This is a genomic window from Nocardia sp. NPDC058519, assembly GCF_042719755.1.
In the GTDB taxonomy this organism is placed as follows: Bacteria; Actinomycetota; Actinomycetes; order Mycobacteriales; family Mycobacteriaceae; genus Nocardia.
Map to the genome: position 1 here is coordinate 25703 of NZ_JBHXNK010000032.1, position 21864 is coordinate 47566.

The following is a 21864-nucleotide window of genomic DNA, read 5'->3' on the forward strand; positions in this document are numbered from 1 at the left end:
TCAGCTCGCGGCGATCATGGCGACCGCGGTGAGCGCGAGCACCATGCCGATCTTCTGGGTGGCGCTGATGCGTTCGCCGAGCAGGACCATCGCCAGCAGCACGGTCGCCGCCGGATACAGCGAGCCGATCACGCTCACCACCGACAGCATCGCGCCGTGGAAGGCGTAGAGCAGCGCGGCGTTGGCGATCACGTCGAGCACGCCGACCGCCAATGCCAGGCGCAGCGGTTCGCCGTGCAGGCCGCGGAATTCACCTGCGGCCAGCGCCGAGGTCCACACGACCGCTGTTGCCGCGACGCGCTGGGCGAGCAGCGGCCACAGGCCCGCGCTCGCGTGGGTTTCGTGCAGGAAGTAGAACGCGAAACCGAAGGCGGCACCGGACCCGATGGTGAGCAGCGCGACCCGGCGGGTGAAGCGCAGTGGCCTGCCGCCGGTGATCTCCTCGGTGGTTTCGTCGGGCGCCTCCCGGCTGACGAGCACCACCGCGACCAGAGCGACGGCGATGCCCGCGATCGCGACCGCGCCGGGCCGCTCACCGAGAAAGAACCCGGCGATGACCGGGATGCCCGCCACCAGCACCGCGGTCAGCGGCGACACCACCGACATGGGTCCGTCGGCGAGCGCGGCATAGAACCACCACACCGCCAAACCGCTGGCCACGCCCGCTGCCAGGCCCCACAGGATCGACGCGGTATCGGCATGCCCGCCGACCAGCGGCGCGATCAGCAAGACCAACAGCACCGAGAACGGGTACGACACCACGACCACCCGCAAGGCGGTGACCCTGCGTGCCGCGATCCCACCGAAGAAATCGCTGACTCCGTAGCCCGCCGCCGCGACGAGGGCGAGCACGACGGAGATCAACGCATGCCTTTGACCCGCCGACCGATCTCGCGGGTGACCTCGCGCTCTGCCTGCTTGCGAGCCAGATCCTGACGTTTGTCGTAGTCCTGCTTGCCCTTGGCGAGCGCGAGCTCCACCTTCACCTTGCCGTCGGAGAAGTACATCGACAGCGGCACCAGCGTCTGGTTGCCCTCGCGCGACTTGCCGACCAGATGCTCGATCTCACGCTTGTGCAGCAGCAGCTTGCGGGTGCGGCGCGGCGAATGGTTGGTCCAGGTGCCGTGGCTGAACTCCGGGATGTGCAGGCCACGCAACCAGACCTCACCATGGTCGACAGTCGCGAAGGCGTCGACCAGGGAGGCCTTGCCTTCGCGCAGGCTCTTCACTTCGGTACCGACCAGCGCGATCCCCGCCTCATAGACGTCGAGGATCGTGTAGTTGTGCCGCGCCCGGCGGTTGGTCGCGATGACCTTCCGGCCCTTTTCCTTCATAACGGTCAACTGTAAGTGACGGCGCCAGCGCTTTATTCCATGGCTGACTCAGACCCTGGCGGCGGCCCTGGCCAGGGCGCGGTCGCGCTGCTCCTCGAAACGGGCGGACTTGACCTCGAGGTCGAGCAGGTAGGTGTGCAGCTCGTCGCGGGCGATCTCACCCTCGGGACCGAAATCGGTGCGCTCGAAGATTCGCCAGGTGCGCAGGGTGGGGCGTAGCACGACGTCGAGGTGCTGGCGCAGGTCGTAGACGCCGTGCTTGGCGAGCATGACGGCGTTGCGGCGGAAGTTGGGCTGATTGAGGCCCGGCATCTGGAAGCGCAGGATCACGTCGGTGATGGCCTGCATGGCCGCGTCCGGGGTCAGCTCGAGGGCCGCGGCGCAGAGCTTGCGGTAGAAGATCATGTGCAGGTTCTCGTCGGCGGCGATGCGGGCGAGCATGCGGTCGGCGACCGGGTCGTTGCACAGGGCGCCGGTGTTGCGGTGGCTGATTCTGGTCGCGAGTTCCTGCAGGGTGACGTAGGCGACGCCCTTGAGGAACTGCGAACCCTTCTCGGGCTTGGCGATGCCCGCGGTCATGTGCGCCATCCTGGCCTCTTCGAGGGCGACCGGGTCGACGGCGCGGGTGACGACGAGGTAGTCACGCAGGACGATGCCGTGACGGTTCTCCTCGGCGGTCCACCGGCCGACCCAGGTGCCCCAGGCATTGTCGAAGCCGAAGGTGTCGGCGAGTTCGCGATGGTAGGAGGGCAGGTTGTCCTCGGTGAGCAGGTTGGTGATCATCGCCGCCTTGGCGACCTCGCTCAGCCTCGACTGTTCGGGATCCCAGTCGTCGCCGCCCATGGCCGCGAAGTTGCGGCCCTCATCCCACGGCACGTAGTCGTGGGGGTGCCAGGATTTGGCCTTGGCCAGGTGGTCGTTGAGGTTCGCTTCGGCGGTCGGCTCGAGCTCGGCGAGGATGTCGCTGTCGGACAGGTGGAGCGTCATGGGTCGACGTTACGAGTCCGGGGGTGGGTTCTCCGCGTGATTGCCGAGAATTCCGCGACTACTCATCACACTGCCGACAGGCGGCGATGATCGGTCACAGCGACCACTGATGGGGCGCTGGGCCGAAGACGCCGACGTGCAGCGGCACCGAGTCCCACTGGGCGCGGTCGGGAGTGTGGTCGCCGACGACGAGCACGCCCGCGGCGGCGAAGGCGCCTCTGGCCCGGGCGATGTGGTCTTCCGAGGTGACGAGGACGACCGAGCGCAAGCCCCGTTCGGCCATCATCGCCGCGGTATTGCCTGCGTTGGCCACCGTCGAGTCGGCCTCGGATTCGCGCAGGATCCGGCGCTGGTCGATGCCCGCGGCCACCAGCCAGTCGGCCATGGCGTCGGCTTCGGACATACCGGCTTGCGGGTTGCCACCGGTGACGATGATCGGCGACCACGGCGCGAAGACGGCCTGGGCCAATCCCGCGCGCAGTCGCCGGACCAGTTCCTCGCGCATCGTGCCCTCCGGTGTCAGGCCGTAGCCGAGAACCACCACCGCGGTGTCGGGGCCGTAGATGCCGGGCAGCGCGGGAGTGCCGAGCGCCCGCGCGAAGTCGAGACCGGGTGGGGCCGAGGAGTCGGCGCCGGCGGGTACCGGCACGCAGGCCAATCCGGTTACCGCTATCGCCGCGCACACCACACGCTTGCGCCAAGTCCATCGCACCATTGCCGTCGCCTCCTCGAGCTCGGGCCGATCTGGCGTGATCGGTCCCGCTCGGCAACGGTGCGCCGGGGCGGCAGCCGCCGGTATCTCTTCGACCTGCGGTTACGACAACTCACATGCGTATGTCGCCCGAGACTGGTGCGGGGCATCGCAAAACTTCCGGAATCGGATGCCCGGGTCAACGAGGACTTGGCGAGCGCACGATCGCACAGCTGACACCCGTGGCGATCAGCGGAGTACGACCGTCAGTGACGCAGCACTGGATCCGGCAGCGGTGCATGGGACATTGTCGAAACGCGGACGATCGGTCGGCGAGGGCGCGGACGTCAGCCCGGGCTCAGTACGAGGTAGAGGACCAGGGCGGTGGCGAAGATGGCGATCAGCGCGATGGTGGACCACCGTGGCCTGCCGCGGTGGATCGCGCCGTGGTGCACGCCGAGCAGGGTGGGCGCGACGACCGGGTCGATGTGGCGGTGCGGCATCGGGGGTGTCGGGGAATCGCCGCCCGCACTCGGGCTGCTGCCCGACGTATCGCTGTCGGAGCCTTCACCATTCGCCATGACTCGACAGTAACTCGGCGTCGCCGGATTCGGTGCGGGTTCCTTTCCGCCGCGCGTGTACGCCCATATGGGGCGCAGAGACGGCGGCGGAAGTGCGCGTTACTCCTCGCCCAGTGTGGTCAGCACCCCCTCGCCGTAGCGGGCCAGCTTGTTCTCGCCGACCCCGGCGACGGTGCCGAGTGCGGCGAGGTCGGCGGGCTTACGCGCGGCGATCTCGCGCAGGGTGGCGTCGTGGAAGACGACGTAGGCGGGCACGCCCTGTTCCTTGGCGGTAGCGGCACGCCAGGCCCGCAGCCGCTCGAACAGTCCGACGTCGGCGGCGGGCAGGTCGACGGTCGCCTTGGCCGATTTCGAAGTGCGCGCGGGGCGTGCGGCGCGTTCGGGCTCGCGCCGCATCGGCACCTTCCTGCCCTCGAACAGCACCTCGTTGCTCTCGTCGGTCAGCGCGATGACACCGTATTCGCCCTGCACCGCGAGCAGGCCACCCGCGAGCAACTGCCGGACCACACCGCGCCATTCGGTATCGCGCAGGTCGGTACCGATGCCGAACACCGAAAGCTCGTTGTGCCGATGCTGGGTGATCTTCTGGTTGGTCTTGCCGAGCAGGATGTCGACGAGATGGCCCGCGCCGAAGGATTGTCCGCGTTCCCGTTTGAGCCGCAGCACCGTGGACAGCAGCTTCTGGGCGGGTACCGTGCCGTCCCAGGTTTCGGGCGGGTTCAGGCACACATCGCAGTTGCCGCAGGTGCCACCGGTCTGGCCGAAATAGTTGAGCAGCCGCGCGCGACGGCAGCCGACGGTCTCGCACAGGGCGAGCATGGCGTCGAGGTGTAGTTGCAGCTGCCTGCGATGCGCGGCGTCGCCCTCGCTGGAATCGATCATCTTGCGTTGCTGCACAACATCATTGAGGCCGTAGACCATCCAGGCCGTCGACGGCAGACCGTCGCGGCCCGCGCGGCCGGTCTCCTGGTAGTAGCCCTCCACCGATTTGGGCAGGTCGAGGTGGGCGACGAAACGCACGTCGGGCTTGTCGATACCCATGCCGAAGGCGATGGTGGCGACCACGATCAGGCCGTCCTCGCGCAGGAATCTGGACTGGTTCTCGGCGCGGGTCCGGAAATCCAGGCCCGCGTGATAGGGCACCGCGCGGATGCCGTTCTCGTTGAGCATGGCCGCGGTCTTCTCCACCGAATTGCGGGAGAGGCAGTAGACGATGCCCGCGTCGCCGGGGTGTTCGGCGCGGATGAAGTCGAGCAGCTGACGGTCGGCGCGGTTCTTCGATTCGATCCGGTACTGGATATTGGGCCGGTCGAAGCTGGAGATGAACTGTTTCGCGGCGCCGAGATCGAGACGTTCGACGATCTCGGCGGCGGTCTTCTCGGTGGCGGTCGCGGTGAGCGCGATGCGCGGGACATCGGGCCAGCGCTCGTGCACCAGCGACAGCGCGAGGTAGTCGGGCCGGAAGTCGTGGCCCCACTGCGACACACAGTGCGCCTCGTCGATGGCGAACAGGGCGATCTTGCCGCGGTCGAGTAGCCGCAGTGTGGCTTCCAGTCGCAGGCGTTCCGGCGCCAGATAGAGCAGGTCCAGATCGCCTGACACGAACTGCGCCTCCACGGTCCGCCGCTGATCCGGCGACTGGGTGGAGTTGAGGAACCCGGCCCGCACGCCGAGGGCACTGAGCGCGTCGACCTGGTCCTGCATGAGTGCGATCAGCGGTGAGACGACAACGCCGACGCCATCGCGTACCAGTGACGGGACTTGGTAGCAGAGGGATTTACCGCCACCGGTCGGCATCAGTACCAGCGCGTCGCCACCACCGACGACCTGTTCGACGATGGCCGCCTGGTCGCCACGGAAGCTGTCGTAACCGAAGACCCTGCGTAGTACTTCGTCGGCGGTCTCGGCGCGGTCGGGAGCCGCGACCCGGCCCGGGGTGGCCGGGGCGAGATCGTCGAAGTGGAAGCCGCCGGTGTCGGCGAAGTCGTGCTCGGAGACGTAACCGCCGTCGGACGGGTACGCGTCGTCGGGCGGGAAGTCTTCGGGCGGGAAGTCGTCGACATCGGGGGCTGTGGCGCCGGAATTGCTCACCGGGCCATCCTACGAGCGAGCGCGGGGCGCGCAGCCCGTCGACCGGAGCCGACGGCGGCGGATGCCGAAGTTGCTCACATGTGGATAACTCGATTCACCCGCGCAAACGGGCCAGGACCTCGTCTTGGAGCAGGCCGTTGGAAGCCACGGCGTCGCCGCCGTGCGGGCCGGAGCGTCCGTCCAGGGAGGTGAACGCGCCGCCCGCCTCGCGGACCAGGATGTCGAGGGCGGCCAGGTCCCACAGCGAGACCTCCGGCTCGGCGGCGATGTCCACCGCACCCTCCGCGACCAGGCAATAGTTGAAGAAATCGCCGTAGCCGCGAACCCGCCAGACCGCATCGGTGAGGTCGATGAACTTCTCGCGCAGGCCACGCTCGTGCCAGCCGGACAGACTGGAGAAGGCCAGGCTCGCGGCGTCGAGGTCGGCGACCGCCGACACCGAGATCGGCTTGGGCGCCCCGGGGTGGACCCGCACCCACGCGCCCGAACCGGCGGCGGCCCACCAGCGCCTGCCCAGCGCGGGCGCGCTTACCACGCCGACCACCGGAACACCGTCTACCAGCAGGGAGATCAGGCTGGCCCACACCGGCACCCCGCGGACGAAGTTCTTGGTGCCGTCGATCGGGTCGACCACCCACTGCCTGCCGCTGAACTCGGCGTCACCACCGAACTCCTCCCCCAGCACGGCGTCGCCGGGGCGCTCCTCGGCGAGCACGCGGCGGATCAGCTGTTCCACCGCGAGATCGGCATCCGAGACCGGGGTGAGGTCCGGCTTCGAGTCGACTTTGAGGTCGACGGCGCCGAAGCGCTCCTGTGAGATGGCGTCGGCCTCGTCGGCCAGTCGCAGGGCAAGGTCCAGGTCAGCGGAGTAGGCAGCCACGGTGGGAGTGTATTCGCCGAGCCGACGTTCTCAAGTTCGCGGCGCCGCGAACGCCGTTGCCGTTCCCTGCCCGAACTCAGCGGCTCCGGCCGGGTGAGCAGGAACGTGGCGAAGAGCCTGGTCAGGCCACGACCTCGGCTGTTTTCGCCGCGACCAGAGCACTTGTCCACCAGTGCAACTGGTCGAGCAGTGCCGCGGCGGCCTCTTCGGGCTCCTGCGGGTCGCGCAGCTGTCCGTTCTCGTCGAAGAGCATGTAGTAGCGCGGGAACGAAACGTAGTTGCGCACGGTGTGGGCGTTGAGTTCGTTGAAGACCTGACGCAGGTGTTCGATGGCCAGGAGTCCGCCGGAGCCGCCGCTGTAGCCGACGAAGCCGATCGCCTTGGCGTCCCACTGGGTGAAGTGCCAGTCGATGGCCGCTTTGAGGGCGGCGGGGTAGCTGCGGTTGTAGTCGGGGGTGACGATGACGTAGGCATCGGCGGCGGCCAGGCGTTCGGTGAGATCGCGCATGTCGGCGGGGCGGACCGGGTCGGGGTCCAGCGCGGGCGGCACGGCGGGCAGGGCGGGCATGGCGGTGTCGGCGAGGTCGATGATGTCGACCTCGAAACGGTCGTCGACCTCCTGCGCGAACCAGTTCGCGACCACGGGGCCGAACCGGCCCTCGCGGACACTGCCGATGATGATCGCGAGCTTCAGTGTGGACACGATGTTCTCCTCTGTCGTCGTACCGGCCTGATCAGCCGGTACGACCAAATCTCGCGGACCGCGAGCATCGCAGGGAGACCACGCTGAGAGTGGTAGTGGCACGGCCACTCTCCGGCGCGCCGAGCTGGGTACCGTCGATGAGGTGAGCGACAACGAACTCGGGCTGTTCCTGCGGACCCGCCGCGAAGCGGTCGCCCCCGCCGAAGTCGGGCTGCCCGCCGGACAACGCAGGCGCACGCCGGGTCTGCGCCGCGCCGAGGTGGCGATGCTCGCGGGCGTCAGCGTCGAATATCTGATCCGGCTCGAACAAGGCCGCGACAGCCATCCCTCCGCCCAGGTGTTGTCCGCGCTCGCCGAGACACTGCGGTTGAGCCCGCGCGAACGCGTCCACCTGCACCAGCTCAGCAAGGGCGTGTCCGGTTTCAGTTGTGGCGCCGCCGAGAACGGTCCCAACCGCACGGTGCGTCCGACGATTCTGGCGATCCTCGCCCAGCTCGAACCCGCGCCCGCCGCGATCACCAACCGCTTCACCGAGATCCTGGCCTGCACCGAGGGCTACCGGAAGCTGATGGCGCCCAGCGGCCTGTTCGAGCAGGGCGAACCCGCCAACGTCGCCCGATTCGTCTTCACCCACCCCGGTGCCCGCGAGCTGTACCCGGACTGGGACGCCGCCGCCGACAAGCTGGTCGCCTCGCTCAAACAGGGCCCGTTTCGCGCCGACCCGATGGTCGCAGCCCTGGTCGACGAACTCACCGTCACCGCGGGCAGCCCCTTCACCGATCGCCTCGCGACCCTGCCCGGACTGCCACCGTCGGGCGGGATCAATCGCCTGAGCCACCCCGAGGCAGGCACGCTGCGGCTGGCCTACGAATCACTGGACCTGTCCATCGACGACGACCAGTCGCTCTACGTCCTGCTCCCCGCCGACGAGGCCAGCGCGAGCGCGCTCGACCAGCTGGTCGGACGCCGCCCCGGCGGCCTGCGGGCCATCGCAAGCTGAGCCGAATACGCACCGTGTCGGACGGGACCGGTAGCCTAGGACATCGTGCATCCTGACGTTATCGCCGACCTCGCCGAACTCGACACCACCCTGAAGACGGTCGAGTCGGTCCTCGATGTCGAGGAGCTACGCCGCCGCATCGACGAACTCGAGCACCAGGCCGCCGATCCCGAGCTGTGGAACAACCAGGAGCACGCCCAGCAGGTGACCAGTGAGCTCTCGCACGCGCAGAGCGAATTGCGCCGCGTCGAGGATCTGCGCCAGCGGCTGGAGGACCTGCCGGTGCTCTACGAACTGGCCGAGGCCGAAGAAGACGCGGCCGCCGCCGAAGCCACCGCCGACGCCGACGCCGAGCGCGCCGCACTGCGCGTCGACGTCGAGGCGATGGAGGTGCGCACCCTGCTCTCCGGCGAGTACGACAAGCGTGACGCGCTGGTCAACATCCGTTCCGGCGCCGGCGGCGTCGACGCCGCGGACTGGGCCATGATGCTGATGCGCATGTACATCCGCTGGGCCGAGCGGCACAAGTTCCCCGTCGAGGTCTACGACACCTCCTACGCCGAAGAAGCGGGCCTCAAGAGCGCCACCTTCGCGGTGAAGGCGCCCTACGCCTACGGCACGCTGTCGGTGGAGATGGGCACGCACCGCCTGGTCCGGATCAGCCCGTTCGACAACCAGGGCCGCCGCCAGACCTCCTTCGCCGAGGTCGAGGTCCTGCCCGTGGTGGAGACCACCGACCACATCGAGATCCCCGAGGGCGAGATCCGGGTCGACGTGTACCGCTCGTCGGGCCCCGGCGGCCAGTCGGTCAACACCACCGACTCCGCGGTGCGCCTGACCCACATCCCCACCGGCATCGTCGTCACCTGCCAGAACGAGAAGTCGCAGCTGCAGAACAAGATCTCGGCCATGCGCGTGCTGCAGGCCAAGCTGCTCGAGCGCAAGCGCCAGGAGGAGCGCGCCACGATGGACGCGCTCAAGACCAACGAGGGCGCCTCGTGGGGCAACCAGATGCGCTCGTACGTGCTGCACCCGTACCAGATGGTCAAGGACCTGCGCACCAACCACGAAGTCAACAATCCGACCGCGGTGCTCGACGGTGACATCGATGGCTTCATCGAATCCGGAATCCGTTGGCGGATGCGCGATCAGGACGACGCGTAGCCAGCTGTTCGCTCACAAACCGTGTGCTTCAGCACGTTTGACCGCACGCCGTGACCGACCTGTAACCTTTCTGGTGTGCGTTCGACCGAACCGAAACTGTGCCTGTACAGGCCCATGAAGGAGACGCGATGACCGACGTCCTCGCGGCCAACAACGGATCCGAGATCACCAGCTGGTTGCGTTCCAGCGGGCTCGAAATCGTTCTGCTGATCGTCGGCGCGATGCTGTTCGGCCGGTTCGCCGCGTTCCTGCGCGACCGGGTGACCACCAAGATCGACTCGGGTTTCCAGACGAGCGACGCCCTGGTCCGCACCGAAGCGGCCAAGCACCGTCACGCGCTGGCCCAGGTCGTCACCTGGGTGGTGCTGACCATCGTGTACGTGCTGGTCGGCATGGAGGTGCTGCGCAGGCTCGGCTTCGCGGTGACGGGCCTGGTCGCGCCCGCGGCGGTGCTCGGTGCCGCGCTCGGTTTCGGCGCGCAGCGCATCGTCCAGGACATTCTGGCCGGGTTCTTCCTGATCACCGAGCGCCAGTACGGCTTCGGTGACGTGGTGCAGATCTCGGTCACCGGCTCGGCCGATCCGGCCGAGGGCACGGTCGAGGACGTGACCCTGCGCATCACCACGCTGCGTAACTCCGACGGCGAGGTGATCATCGTCCCCAACGGGCAGATCGTGAAGGTCACCAATCTGTCCAAGGACTGGGCGCGCGCCGCGATCGACGTACCGGTTTCCGCGCAGGCCGACATCACCAAGATCAACGAGATCCTGCACGCGGTCTGCACCAAGGCCTACGAGGATCGCCGCCTCAAACCGCTGCTCCTCGACGAGCCGTCGGTGATGGGTGTCGAAGATCTCTCGCTCGACGTGATGAACATCCGGATGGTTGCCCGCACATTGCCAGGCAAACAATTCGAAGTGGGCCGCGAACTGCGCGTACGCGTCGCCGCGGCCCTGCGTAAGGAGGGAATCAGTGAAACCACGTAAGTCCACAGCGATCCTGATGGCGGCGTGGCTGTCGACATTTGTCGTGTACCTGTTCGTCAAACCCACCGATACGGCGGCGGACGGTCCAACGACGTTCCTCAATGCGGTCCCGACCTGGGTGAATTCCGAACCCGAACGCTGATCGGCGCGTCGCGTCCGGCTGGGACGCCCCCATCGCTGGTTACACTGGCTCCCCGTGATCACCATGCGTCTTCACGGTTCTAGCCTCTAACCAGCAGGTTTGTTGGCATCTCGGGGTCATGGCGCGAATATAGCACGATTTCAACCGTGCAAAGCGTCCGTGAAGTCGGTAACAACGATGTCCTTGCCGGTGTAGTGGTCGCGCGTCACGCGGGAGCCCTTGCGGTGCCCTCCTGCTGCCTGCGCGGCTGCTTCACCGTGTTTCTCGTCGATCCGCTTGAAAGCGGTCTTGCGGATGGCCTTCGGTGTGGACCAGTCCAACTCTGAGCCTTCAACGATTTTTCCCCATGTCTCGTTGAAGTCCCCTGGTGCGATCGGGTTGCCGTCACGAGTCACGAAGATCAGTTCTTGGCCTGTCGGCATGGCGAGGATGCGCCGGTTGAGCATGGCCGCCGTCGGGGCACTGACTTTCACATACCGAACAGATTCGTCAGTCTTCGGTATGTCCTGCCGGAACGCCTTGCAACGCTTCCCAGTGGCATCGCTCGTGACGATTGTGCCCGTGACAGACACAACCCCCGCCTTGGTGTCTACGTCTTCCTTGCGTACCGCTAGGGCCTCTCCTGGCCTACCTACGATGTCGTACATGAGTTGCCGGGTGTCTGCGTACCGTTCCCGGTTGGCGTTCGGTCGCTTGATGAAGTAGGCGGTTTCCAGTTCCAAGTACCGGGCGTACTGGGCTGGCGTGAACGGTTTGGGTTCAGGTCGAACGATCTTCACGACGTCGGATTCGTTGACCGGGTTGTATTCCTTCAGCCCGCTTTTGACGAGCAGCCGGAAGGCTTCACGCAACACGATTCGATGGTTCTTCGCTACGGCTGGTGTGTGTCGCACAAGGTCTACGTGTGCGTCAATATGCGATGTCAGCACAGTTACGGCCTTCATGTTCCCGAGCGTTGATCCCTCGATCTTCACAACCCCCGGTTTGGGCCGCTGCACTGCGCGGTAGATGATCCGCTTGTAGTACCCGATGGACTGACCTCGAATCCCGCTGATCTTCTCGTGGCGTTCAATCCAGAGGTCGCACAGCTCGAACACGGTGATGTTCGGATCAAGGGTGCCGTCAGTTGGCTTCCACTCCTTCAGGTTCTCGTCGGCCTTGTCGCTGGCTGCTCGCTTGGCCTTGGCTGCTGTTTCCCGGTATGCCTGTGCGTTCTTCGGGTTGGGCATGCCGACGCCACGCCATGGGCATACACCGCGCCAATAGTCGGGCTTACCTGCTGCCTTACGGGTGGCGTCTTCATAGGCTTTGGGTTCTCCCCGTTTGCCTTCTGCGAGTTTGCTTCTGCCCATGGTGGCCTTCCTGGTTGGTGTGCCGAATTTTCATGCTACAGCAACGTCAGGAAGTGAAGCTGAGTGATCTGCATCACTGCCCCAACGAGACATGAAGGGATCTATCAGGATGCGCCAGGACATCAGAGGACATAACCCCAGTTCAGAGCTGATGTAGGTGCACAACCTGTCGGACACAGTGGGCTACCTTTCAGGTGTTCCCAAATCACCGGGAATCCTCGCCACTCTCTACGAAAGATGTTGTGCCACAGATGCGGAACAAAAAGCAGACCAACAGTCAACCCTCCAAGCTCGCAACCCCCGACGAGTACGCGGACTACCGGCAATGCACTACCAACGCACTCGCACAGGAGCGGTACAAGGGCATCGGCCCTGTGTTCATCAAGTACGGGCGCGCAGTCCGCTACCGCTGGTCTGACATCCACGCCTACGAGGAAGCCAACACCTTCCAGCGTGCAGACGAGTTCGCAGCTTGAGCGTGGGAACACTCCCCCGCTGAACGACGAAAACCCGTAACCCCTTCCCGGTACACCCCAACCTTCTAATCATCTCTCTCCGGGCCAAATAGCGCCCATTAATCCCTATTCGAAAGAAGCCACACCCATGTCAAAACCATCAGCACGAGAGTTTATAGCCCAAACGATCAAAGACCATGCAGACGCCAACGGTGAAGTACCAGCGAAACTCATTCTGAAGCTCGCTACCGCAGCAGGCTACAAAATAGGAACCATCAACGTTGCTCGCTCCAATGGCGGATTCCGTACCCGCAAAGTCGGTCAGTCTAACGTCTGGTCAATGCCCGTGGATGACGCGGAGGAACAGACCAATTCGTCACCGAGCCTGTTCGATGAACTCGACCAGCTGCCAGCACCAGTGACCCAACTCGACATTGACCGGCTGCATGACCGTGTAGCCAGGGTTGAGAATGCAATGTCAATGTTCCGCCTTGCAATCGCCCAGAGCATCGCACACCCACAGATCATGACCATATTCGGTGAGATGGAGGGCAAGCACGTAGACGACGCTCAGGATGAGGTGCGTAAATGAGCACTCGTGAACCGATCATTGAAGTCAAACGGCACTTCATCGCGGAAGCACAGTTCGTACGTGTACGGAACAGTTGGGTTAGAGGGAAGCTCTCACCACGCGGTAAAGCGGTCATGATGTATCTGATGTCCCACAAGGACGGCTATCACCCGACCAAAGCGGAGATGGCCGCAGACATGGGCATGCATAAATCTGCCGTTTCAGGAGGGATCACGGACGCGGAGGACTGCAACTATCTCGTTCGGCAGCCTGTTCATGGCAGGAGCGGAAAGGTTGTCAACGTTGTCTACCACGTGTCAGATCATGAGTTTGAGCCGCAAGAGCGCGAAGAGTGGTCGAGGCCAATCCATGTGAAGGGATCGCCCGAAGGTCGAAAATCGACCTATGTCCCCAGGTCGGAAAACGACCTACCGTCACCTCTTGCTGATGCCAGAAGGTCGGAAAACGACCTATCCGAAGGTCGGAAAACGACCTACATAGAAGACCAAGAGAAGACTATTCATAATATTGGTGTTCAACCTCCGGTTGATCAGTCTTCAATGTTCAGCGAACCTGACGGTTCGGACGCGGAGAAGGAACTAAGTCCCCGTGAAATCGTTGACGACATCATTCAGATTGCCAGAGCCAATTTTATTCAACCGAAAGATCTACTTCTCTACTGGAAGCAGGTTGGAGGAGTGGGGAAGCCTAGCGATAGTTCCGACATCGAGAAGCTTTCCAAGCTCAAGGTTCGGGTTGAACACAGAGCATCCATGTGAGCTTCTAAGCGTTCAGACCGCGCTTCAGGAACTTCCGAGTAGAGAACAACTAGGAACAGTCTCAGATCAACGATTAGAGGGCAACACGGCTCATTTCTGTGTTGCCCTCATCAACAAGGATCGGAACCATGAACACCAATCGGACAAGCCTCCTGACAATCGACCCATCAGACGAGAACGTAGAAGCAGTAATCGAGCTTGAACCCAACGGGCAACTAACCATCATGTCTTCACCGATTCGAGGCTACCTCTCGGCCCACGGGAATCATGCAAGAAAGCATCTTGGGCGAACAGTGAAGCGCCTGGAACAGCGTAGGTACACCAACAGCCGAGGAGCGTCACGAGTGCTGACCGTTTGGGCGTAGGTGTACCACTAATCGGCATCGCCGCCGGCTGGATCATCGATCGAGTTCAACGCATGTTTTTGAATCGGTGAATCTCTGACCACTCCGGTCATGTCTCAGATACTTCACGCCTGACTGTTCCTCTTCCGCGTATGAGCGAAGCGAACGAGCCGCCAGGCGAACATCAGCCTTCAAGTGCATAGTCAATTACCGGTCAGAGCAACAAGCCGTAGGTTCGATTCTAAGCAGTCAAAGCAAGCCTCTAACCATTTCCCCTTGAACGATAATATGAAGCCGCGGGAAGCCATATAGAAGGCATTGAACGATGAAGCAATGCATGTACTGTCGAAACCAATACGAGCAACACGAGATGTTCCACGATGAAGAACAGTCCTGTTGTCGAAACTGTCAGCTTTGCATCAGTTGGGGAATGATCCCGACTGACTACACAGCTTTGACGACTTCAACCAGGTTGAGACTCAGAGGACCGGATAAGGCGCTCAGGGATAACGCCCTGGGTTTGATCTATTAAAACCACGTGACCACCCCATATGAGATATTTGTAATGTCGGATGTTTGGGGCGAAGGTTCGGCACTTGGCCAGGCATTGGGGTTGATCCTCCTGAAGCCTGGCCTCTCTTTTTTGCCCAAAGATTTGCGGATATGCCGCATTCATAATCAACAGTCAGGAAGACAATGGCTATTGCACTCACCAGCGAAACACAACACGGAATCACCATCTACCCAGACCGTGAAGCTTGGTACCGGCTCGACCGTACCCCCGGCGTCGTGAATGTTTCCCCGCACCCGGAAGCCGATCACCGTGACCTTGCGTCCAAAGATGCGGCCCTCACTGCCAATGGCTACACGTTTGATGGAGATTGGCAGCCAACCGCAATCGTTGGTGAAGGTCACCTTGGCTTCTACCGGACTGTCAGCAAGTAGTCCTTTGAGTGAGTGATAGCCGACCAGGCCAACTGCTTCGGTCGGCCCACTCCACTACCCAACGGAGAAGCCATGGGACCAATACCGAATGACTGGATGGCGGCAGTAGTAGCAGCCAACCGAATTGGCCGATCAGAACGCACACTCGAACTCTGGTATCAGAAGGGCTACATCTCTCGACGGAAACGCAGAGGGCTTTTCGAATACCGATGGAGCGAACTAGTCGCAGCTAGAGAAGCGCGATGCGACTACGCCACCAGGGAATAACAAATGACACTTACCATCACACGCGAGAAACGGTCACGTCGCGGTTGGCGATACGAAATCGGTGACAGCCGAGAACCATTCAGCATCCACGCCACCAACATAGACCTACAAAGAATCCGTGACGCTATCGAGGACTGTCAACACACAGGCCACGCCATCAAAGGAAGATGGGAAATCACCCTGCTCGCAAACGGGAGCTTGATTCTTGCGAGCAACCATGCCAACGGAAACACAACCTACGTCCGAGACAACACAGACTGTCTACCCGAATTTGTTGCCCGCTTGGATGAGCTGTTGGACGCATACGAACAGAGGCAACTCAATGAATGACGTACTGATTGCCCTGCGCCAGCTCGCGGCAGACAACCGGGAACGAGAACAGGCCCTAGGAATCCAACAATGGAATCAGAAAGTAGCAGCATAAATGAGCAAGTACATTCCCGGTGAACTCGGAGAACCCATCTCAGCCAGAGAACAACTCAAAGCATCCATGATGGCTGAACTTGAAGGCTACAACGACGAACCCCACGAACCCACAGAGTCTGAAATTCGATGCCAGCAAGACCAAGTGGAAGCTACTGCGCTCATGAGTGCATACAGCAATCGGACCAGCCTTAAAGACATTCTCATGAATGAAATCGGAAGTAACAATATCGCCCTCAACGATGACGCCGCCCTCGCGCGCCGCGCACTCGGCAAGTAGACCGCTAACCAACCGTTCCCGTCAGAACAAGCATAAAGGAAATACCCTATGTTCGGCATTCATCCAATCATTGACTACATCAACAATGTTGAGACCGTAGAACAGGCAGGCGGACAAGTTCCCGCCAACTATCGAGCAATCCTCAACCGGTGGCGCGAATACCAGAATATCGAAAAGCCCAACCGAGAAGCACTCATTCAAGCGATCATCGACCACAAGAGCAACGCGGACCTTGGAGAACTGAAAGCGCTCGCACTTGCGGAAATGGTCGGCCAGGTTGATGAATCTTCCCTCTACCAGGAGTTGCAGCCACCAACCTTTATCGCGCTTAGGAACGCCTACCAAGCTGTAGCCGAAACCAACTACACCAAGCTTGCAAAAGCGTGGGCCGAGAAGGCTACAGAGTTCACCAACTGTGCCGATGTCATTGACCCTGCCACGCCAGCAGCTCACCTGATGCACGCCAACGACGAGATCCGTTCGGCCTGGAGTAGGGGTCAAACTCTCAGTGTCGAACTCACTAGCATGATGGCACCGGTCATCGCAGCAGCCGAACTAGCGGGTGTTCAAATTGGTATGGGACTGTATGGCGCTCCGGCAACCTTCGCCCTCTTCGCTAAGCCTGGTCCCAAGGGCAGGCGCAACGCTTGGGATGCTTGGAACTCGGACAACCGGTGGAACGAACTGAACAAGCTCGGTATCAAGATCGAGGCAAGTACACTCGCCGACCACACGCCTTACCGTCAGCCGATGACAATGGAGTGGATTCCTGGCGCGATCAATCGTCAGGTTGACCCTGAGATTGAGATTGAATCCAACCTTTAACCGATAACGCATAGCAGCGATTTAAGCGCCTGACTCATCCGGTCCTGAGTTGGGCGCTTTACTCATGCAACAAGCAGGAAGCCCCCAATGAGCGAAAATATCCCGACACCACTTGAAGTTGCCAACGCAACACCAGAAAAGATCTTCACGCAAGAAGAAGTGAATAAAATCCTTGCAGACAATAAGAGACGCCTGCGCGAACAATACGCAGACTATGAAGACATCAAATCCAAGGTTGAAGCAGGCTACACAGAAGGCCCGGAACTAGAAGCAGCAAAGCAACGAGCTGACAAAGCGGAAGCTGACCTAAGTGCACTAGTCGACCGCAACATGCGAGAAGACATCGCCAACAAGCATGGTGTTCCTGTTGATCTACTCGAAGGCACCAACGAGACCGAACTGAAAGCATGCGCTGAAGCAATTCGGATCTTCATGGACGGACGACAGACGCCAGCGCCTGACCCCGATCAGGGCCGTGAACGATACTGCAAAAACACGCCATTCGCAGATGGGCTTGAGCGCGGGCTGTTCGAGAAGCTCGGCATTAAGCCCGCGTTCCAGTAGCCATTAGAGTGCCTGGGTTAAACGCTAACGCGGGGTGGCGATTGAACGGCATAGAACCTAGCGGCAAACTGACAGGGTTTGATCGTGCCCCCCAATGGACAACGACACCCCCGGCTGAGTGCAAGTTTCGTGCTTGGTCGGGTGTGGAGGCTTACCGAGCAGACCTAACCAGACGTGGGCTAATCGGCTCTGATTGGTCTCAGAACGCACACCAGGCACCGAATCAACATTGCATATGCGGGTGGAGGCTATCGCAGTCACTCAGCTCAGCATGGCTATTCAGCCTGCACACTGACCGTTCCGAATCATACGGAGCAGACCACAAACTGTCTGGTCGACCAGCACTCATCTACTGCCAAGCAACAGACGTTGGATACCACGATGGTGAAGCAGGCACACAACAACCTGACACCAGACATGCACAACTCAGGTTCAAGAACATAGCGCTGATCAACAAGGCAACAAACCCTGAGCTGATTGAAGCCATTGAATGGTTCTATCCAAACACGCTAAAAGGAATGTTCGAGGCAACCCGTAAAGTTATTCAGGTTGATTGGGGCAACAGCCCAATACCAGCCGAGTTCACCAGGTCCGATCAGCTCAGTGTGTACAGGAAGCCGTTCAGCCTGTTGTAACCCAACTAGCAGCAGTCCATAGACCGGACTCAGTACAGGTGCGTAAGGGTATCCAGCTTCCACGCTGACGCATCCAAACATGTCGACCACTAAACGGTATGCGGGACGTGTTCAACGTTGCCCTACCAGGGGGTGGCAACCCTCCTCCCCCATCTTCAACGGCCAACCCTCAGACCCCCGGCATTTCGCGCGCGAAGAGGGGGGAGGCGGGGGTCAGAACAAGGGGAATCGGGGTCAAACGATACCCAATTCAGTACAGATATTGACGAAACAAGGAGATTTGATATGGATGACAAGGTAAATGCTCTTGCTGCTGCCGCTTCTACCGGCAACGAGTTTGAGACGCTGAAGGTTCTGCGTGATCAGCTTGCGGAGAGGTTCCCGCAGATGAGTGCAGGTGTTGTACCTCAGTTTGCTAAGGCGTTTATGGACTTGAACGCGCGGATTGCGGAGCTTGACCCGAATAAGTCGTTTGAGCAGCCAAATAATGACAAGTTGCGGAACGATTTGGATGCTTTGCTGACAGATTCCGAGCATGAAGATTCGGAACCTGCATAAGGGGTTGGTTGATATGGGTTACGGGTTTAACGGTCGGTGGGATTCTCGCCAGTTCAGCAGCGATCAACCGTGCAATGATGGTACGTACCGGAGTGATGCACCTTCGGATAATGGTGTGTTCAGTAGCGAGCAGCCGGGTACTAGTGGTGTATTCAGCAGCGATGATGGCTCATCGAATAGTGACACGCCTGCTGTGGTGAAGAAGTCAAAGAAGCGACCGAGAGCGTTCTTTTTGTCGTGAATATGTTGTGTTTATTGCCCCTGGTGTCACTTCTCAGTGATGCTGGGGGTTCTTTTTTTGTATGTCCTGAACAGCCCAGAAAAGTAGGGTCTAGATTCCACGCTGAGCCACTAGAATCATGTTCCCGATAGTTGGGGTCACCCTTTACCGTCGCTGCTCTAGCGCCCTGGTGATCAACCCTCTTGCCTGCTCCCCGTACACAGCCTGATTCGCCAGCGCATCGAACGCCCTACCGTAGAGGGCTAGTTCTCGCGGTTGAGTAATGGTCAGCTCTGCGGAGACATTCTCAACCATCACTTTGTCTCGATCGAAAAAGATCATGTTTGAGAGGGGTACTCGGTACCGCGTGGATGCTGGCACGATTCCGAACGTCACTCTTGGCATGCTCGATACAGCAAGCAGTCGGTCTAGTTGTCCGATCATCACTCCGTCATCCCCTACCGTGGTGCGTAGGGCCTGTTCTGCTATGACGAAATGAAACCGGTGATGGCGGCTGTACAGAATCTGTTGCCGTTCCATCCGCTTAGACACACCTTCATCTAGGTCATCGGCGATCTGATAGAACTCGATCACGTTTCTCATGATCTCTTCCGCGTACTCAGCCGTTTGCAGCAGACCGGGAATGAGGAACGGTTCAAACCAGCGCATGAACTCAGTGTCAGCTTCTAGCTTTACCTGTGTCTGTTGACGTCGTTTCGTTCCTGTTCCGAGTACCCGTCGCCATTCCTGATATGCAGCCTCGATATTCCGAACTGTTGCTATCAGGTCCGGTATGTGTTCCTCGCTGTTCGTGTGCGAACACCACACACGAATATCGGTTTCGGTCGGCCTGGTCTTGCCGTACTCGATCTTGGGCACTTTGGTTTGATGCCAACCGGCAAGGCGGGCAAGTTCGGTACCTTTGAGACCAGCGTTGAGGCGAAGCCCCCGCAATTCTTTGCCGAGGGCTTCTCTTGCCTCATTGACGGGGTTTGTCACTGGTCGGCGTATTCTCCGAGCGGAGTTGCCTTAGACCACACAAGGGTTTTCACACGGCGAACATAGTCCACGATGACCGGATCGGTAGTGACTGCTGCACCTGACCATTCCCCCGATGGTTTGAACACGGTGAAGGCAACTCGTTCATCATCGAACAGCCACCAATCATCCCTGGTCAGTTCATCCGCGTTGATCAGATGGCGCGGCACGTAACGTACGTCTTCCCCTGCCTCTACGTTGAAGCGTGCGACGTGTTTAGCGAACCTGGTGTAGTCAGTGTGGGGTGTTGTGACTACGCGCGCACGTTTGACGCTGAGCCCATTTCCGGTGACCTCCCGAACATGGGACAACCACGGTTGGAACCACTCGTAATCATCGGGTTCACTCGTGAGGTATTTGCGGAACGGTTCAGACTCGTCCGGTGTGTCATAGGTATCTGACACTTCAAGGTGAAACGCTTCCCGCTTGGCATCGCGGAACAGGTTGAGGAAATCGTCATTCTGCGCTAGCAGCATCACGGCCGTAGAACTTCCTCTCTAGCTTGGCTACCTCGATGACGGTTTCGTCGGGATAGATGTTCATCTGTTCTAGCGTCTCAGGGTCGGTGACTGGTCGGCCTACGAGGGTGAAAGTTCCCCTGCCCGTATCAGTCATGGTTGCGCCCACGAACGTGTCAGGGACAGCGAACCCAAGAAGCAGGTGCGGTATCTCGATGGTTCCTTGCGTGTCTGTCTTCCAGCCTTGGACTACGTAGGTGTGTTCGTCGGTGGCGTAGAGGCTCGGGCATCCGCCGCCGGTGGTTCCGCCGCTCCCGAGAAAAGTTAGCTCCATGGCATGTACTCCTGTCGCATGTATGCGCGGATATGCTTCCGCACCCCCAATGATCCCCCACCTAAGGCGGTTTCGTCGCTGTACGGGGCATGTGGAGCATTTCTGAGCATAGTTGTGGACTGGTCGCTGGTGTGGTTCGTACCGTCGTCCTCAACGCTGACGGCAGTTGAACGAAACAGAGTCGCTGCCGTCAGCGGAACTCACCTAGCTACCAGGAGGCTCGCAGTGCTCCCACAACGAACCCCGAACACGAAACGCCTGCACCCGATTGAGGTAGCACCGCCCGCGATCATTCGTCGGCTGCTGGAAGCACTTCAGCGGTTCGAGGTCCAAGAGCGGAAGGCATCGTGAGCGACCGGGTAAAGGATCGGGTGGATGCCCTGAACAAGCGGGCCGCGCTGAGGTCAATGACTGTTCGTCGTGTGCATGAGCCGCCATACGGTTGGATGCTGGCAAACCCGTTCCGTGTCGTCTGCTCGGGATCGTTGGAGAACATCGAGGCTTGGTTAACGGCTGCTGAGCTACAGGACAAGAAGCCTGTGATTCTGAATCCTGTTGCTACACAAGCAGATTACTGATGTCAGCAGGTCTGCTGGTCGCGTTCCTGGTGCCTACTGCTGCCCTGCTGGGGATTCTGTTTTGGCCGGTTGATGAGTAGCCGTCTCGACCGGGTTGCCTGCTGTTGGTCGTACCGGCCATGATCGAGGGACCTTGCCGACTGAGTTGGCTAGGTACGGAAGAAGCCCCCAGTTAGGCGCTGGGGGCTTCTTTTTGTGTTGCTGTGGGGTAGTAGGGGGTTAGGGGTGGATGGTGAACGTGTAGCCGGTCCTTGGGCGCTTCTCTGCGGTCAGGCCCTGGTCTACGTCCTCCGCGGTCTCAGCCCAGTTGATCGCGTTGACGGTTAGCAGGATCGGGTACGCGGTGTCGATCTCTCCGAACTCGTCGGGCGTGAAAGCGACCATGACCCACTGCGGGTTGTGCCGGTGGACGAGCAGCAACCACAGCATGTCCGCCATGTGCCCCTGTTGGGGTGTCGGCTGATGGGTTGCAGTCCAAGTGATCGCAGTACGGGGAAGGCTGGTCAGGTAGTTGATGGCAGCTTGCCCGGTGTGCTTGGTGGTGTTCATGCTGGTCACGGGGGGTCCGTCCATTCGGTGCGTGGTTGTGGTTTGCTGGCTGCTGGTTTGCCTCAATTCATGGCACGAGTGGTGGCACAAATTGAGGCAGATTGAGCACGATTTGAGCCGATTTCCAGCG

26 protein-coding genes are annotated in these 21864 nt (G+C 61.1%); 13 read left to right on the forward strand and 13 right to left on the reverse strand.

What is annotated here, in order from left to right:
• The 8 genes from ACFWPK_RS28185 to ACFWPK_RS28220 all read right to left on the reverse strand — a co-directional run bounded on the left by ACFWPK_RS28185 (position 1) and on the right by ACFWPK_RS28220 (position 7267).
• Positions 1-864, reverse strand: a complete 864-nt coding sequence (locus ACFWPK_RS28185) for an EamA family transporter (RefSeq protein WP_378920810.1) — start codon at positions 862-864, stop codon at positions 1-3.
• Entirely contained in the window at positions 861-1334 is a 474-nt protein-coding gene (gene smpB, locus ACFWPK_RS28190; protein ID WP_378920812.1) for an SsrA-binding protein SmpB, read from the reverse strand. Before smpB ends, ACFWPK_RS28185 begins: the two co-directional genes overlap by 4 nt.
• Before the next feature lie 48 nt (positions 1335-1382).
• A complete protein-coding gene (locus ACFWPK_RS28195) occupies positions 1383-2321 on the reverse strand; it encodes an acyl-ACP desaturase (RefSeq protein ID WP_378920814.1) in 939 nt (312 codons plus the stop codon).
• Positions 2322-2415: 94 nt separating this feature from the next.
• On the reverse strand, positions 2416-3036 hold the full coding sequence (locus ACFWPK_RS28200) for a YdcF family protein (protein WP_378920816.1): 621 nt from the start codon (positions 3034-3036) through the stop codon (positions 2416-2418).
• A 323-nt stretch (positions 3037-3359) separates the two neighbouring features.
• On the reverse strand, positions 3360-3593 hold the full coding sequence (locus tag ACFWPK_RS28205; protein WP_378920817.1) for a hypothetical protein: 234 nt from the start codon (positions 3591-3593) through the stop codon (positions 3360-3362).
• Positions 3594-3692: 99 nt separating this feature from the next.
• The gene (recQ, locus tag ACFWPK_RS28210; RefSeq protein WP_378920819.1) at positions 3693-5684 is read right to left on the reverse strand and encodes a DNA helicase RecQ; all 1992 of its coding nucleotides are present in this window, start codon (positions 5682-5684) and stop codon (positions 3693-3695) included.
• A 94-nt stretch (positions 5685-5778) separates the two neighbouring features.
• On the reverse strand, positions 5779-6564 hold the full coding sequence (hisN, locus tag ACFWPK_RS28215; RefSeq protein ID WP_378920821.1) for a histidinol-phosphatase: 786 nt from the start codon (positions 6562-6564) through the stop codon (positions 5779-5781).
• A 121-nt stretch (positions 6565-6685) separates the two neighbouring features.
• The gene (locus ACFWPK_RS28220) at positions 6686-7267 is read right to left on the reverse strand and encodes an NADPH-dependent FMN reductase (protein ID WP_378920823.1); all 582 of its coding nucleotides are present in this window, start codon (positions 7265-7267) and stop codon (positions 6686-6688) included.
• A 142-nt stretch (positions 7268-7409) separates the two neighbouring features.
• Between ACFWPK_RS28220 and ACFWPK_RS28225 the strand changes: the two genes are divergently transcribed.
• The 4 genes from ACFWPK_RS28225 to ACFWPK_RS28240 all read left to right on the forward strand — a co-directional run bounded on the left by ACFWPK_RS28225 (position 7410) and on the right by ACFWPK_RS28240 (position 10559).
• On the forward strand, positions 7410-8267 hold the full coding sequence (locus ACFWPK_RS28225) for a helix-turn-helix transcriptional regulator (RefSeq protein WP_378920825.1): 858 nt from the start codon (positions 7410-7412) through the stop codon (positions 8265-8267).
• Positions 8268-8312: 45 nt separating this feature from the next.
• Positions 8313-9431 carry a peptide chain release factor 2 gene (gene prfB, locus ACFWPK_RS28230; protein ID WP_056812604.1) on the forward strand — a complete coding sequence of 373 codons (1119 nt, stop codon included), beginning with the start codon at positions 8313-8315 and terminating at the stop codon, positions 9429-9431.
• A gap of 128 nt (positions 9432-9559) precedes the next feature.
• Positions 9560-10417: a mechanosensitive ion channel family protein gene (locus ACFWPK_RS28235; protein ID WP_378920827.1), complete on the forward strand. Its 858-nt coding sequence runs from the start codon at positions 9560-9562 to the stop codon at positions 10415-10417.
• The gene (locus tag ACFWPK_RS28240; RefSeq protein WP_378920828.1) at positions 10404-10559 is read left to right on the forward strand and encodes a hypothetical protein; all 156 of its coding nucleotides are present in this window, start codon (positions 10404-10406) and stop codon (positions 10557-10559) included. Before ACFWPK_RS28235 ends, ACFWPK_RS28240 begins: the two co-directional genes overlap by 14 nt.
• 140 nt (positions 10560-10699) lie before the next feature.
• On the opposite strand, the gene ACFWPK_RS28245 is transcribed toward ACFWPK_RS28240, so the two are convergent.
• Complete coding sequence (locus ACFWPK_RS28245; RefSeq protein WP_378920830.1) at positions 10700-11911, reverse strand: tyrosine-type recombinase/integrase; 1212 nt, start codon at positions 11909-11911, stop codon at positions 10700-10702.
• Between the two features lie 251 nt (positions 11912-12162).
• Between ACFWPK_RS28245 and ACFWPK_RS28250 the strand changes: the two genes are divergently transcribed.
• From ACFWPK_RS28250 to ACFWPK_RS28285, 8 genes are all read left to right on the forward strand, one after another.
• Entirely contained in the window at positions 12163-12387 is a 225-nt protein-coding gene (locus tag ACFWPK_RS28250; protein ID WP_378920832.1) for a DNA-binding protein, read from the forward strand.
• 127 nt (positions 12388-12514) lie between these two features.
• Positions 12515-12958, forward strand: coding sequence for a hypothetical protein (locus ACFWPK_RS28255; RefSeq protein WP_378920834.1), 444 nt, complete (start codon positions 12515-12517; stop codon positions 12956-12958).
• On the forward strand, positions 12955-13716 hold the full coding sequence (locus ACFWPK_RS28260; RefSeq protein ID WP_378920835.1) for a helix-turn-helix domain-containing protein: 762 nt from the start codon (positions 12955-12957) through the stop codon (positions 13714-13716). The genes ACFWPK_RS28255 and ACFWPK_RS28260 overlap by 4 nt, the downstream gene beginning before the upstream one ends.
• A 1040-nt stretch (positions 13717-14756) precedes the next feature.
• Positions 14757-15005, forward strand: coding sequence for a hypothetical protein (locus ACFWPK_RS28265; RefSeq protein ID WP_378920837.1), 249 nt, complete (start codon positions 14757-14759; stop codon positions 15003-15005).
• A gap of 691 nt (positions 15006-15696) precedes the next feature.
• Positions 15697-15975: a hypothetical protein gene (locus ACFWPK_RS28270; protein ID WP_378920839.1), complete on the forward strand. Its 279-nt coding sequence runs from the start codon at positions 15697-15699 to the stop codon at positions 15973-15975.
• A 48-nt stretch (positions 15976-16023) separates the two neighbouring features.
• Positions 16024-16800, forward strand: a complete 777-nt coding sequence (locus ACFWPK_RS28275; RefSeq protein ID WP_378920841.1) for a hypothetical protein — start codon at positions 16024-16026, stop codon at positions 16798-16800.
• Between the two features lie 87 nt (positions 16801-16887).
• Positions 16888-17364: a hypothetical protein gene (locus tag ACFWPK_RS28280; protein WP_378920843.1), complete on the forward strand. Its 477-nt coding sequence runs from the start codon at positions 16888-16890 to the stop codon at positions 17362-17364.
• 920 nt (positions 17365-18284) lie between these two features.
• Positions 18285-18557, forward strand: coding sequence for a hypothetical protein (locus tag ACFWPK_RS28285; protein WP_378920845.1), 273 nt, complete (start codon positions 18285-18287; stop codon positions 18555-18557).
• Positions 18558-18942: 385 nt separating this feature from the next.
• Here the strand turns inward: ACFWPK_RS28285 and ACFWPK_RS28290 are convergent, their stop codons facing one another.
• From ACFWPK_RS28290 to ACFWPK_RS28300, 3 genes are read right to left on the reverse strand one after another with little or no spacing between them, the layout of a single operon-like run.
• Positions 18943-19776 carry a helix-turn-helix domain-containing protein gene (locus ACFWPK_RS28290; RefSeq protein WP_378920847.1) on the reverse strand — a complete coding sequence of 278 codons (834 nt, stop codon included), beginning with the start codon at positions 19774-19776 and terminating at the stop codon, positions 18943-18945.
• The gene (locus ACFWPK_RS28295; RefSeq protein WP_378920905.1) at positions 19773-20291 is read right to left on the reverse strand and encodes a DUF6879 family protein; all 519 of its coding nucleotides are present in this window, start codon (positions 20289-20291) and stop codon (positions 19773-19775) included. The genes ACFWPK_RS28290 and ACFWPK_RS28295 overlap by 4 nt, the downstream gene beginning before the upstream one ends.
• Entirely contained in the window at positions 20272-20607 is a 336-nt protein-coding gene (locus tag ACFWPK_RS28300; RefSeq protein ID WP_378920849.1) for a hypothetical protein, read from the reverse strand. The genes ACFWPK_RS28295 and ACFWPK_RS28300 overlap by 20 nt, the downstream gene beginning before the upstream one ends.
• Before the next feature lie 347 nt (positions 20608-20954).
• Here ACFWPK_RS28300 and ACFWPK_RS28305 point away from each other — a divergent pair, with 347 nt between their 5' ends.
• On the forward strand, positions 20955-21185 hold the full coding sequence (locus ACFWPK_RS28305) for a hypothetical protein (protein WP_378920851.1): 231 nt from the start codon (positions 20955-20957) through the stop codon (positions 21183-21185).
• A gap of 219 nt (positions 21186-21404) precedes the next feature.
• Here ACFWPK_RS28305 and ACFWPK_RS28310 read toward each other — a convergent pair whose 3' ends face one another.
• Complete coding sequence (locus ACFWPK_RS28310) at positions 21405-21734, reverse strand: hypothetical protein (protein WP_378920853.1); 330 nt, start codon at positions 21732-21734, stop codon at positions 21405-21407.
• Between the last annotated feature and the right edge of the window lie 130 nt (positions 21735-21864).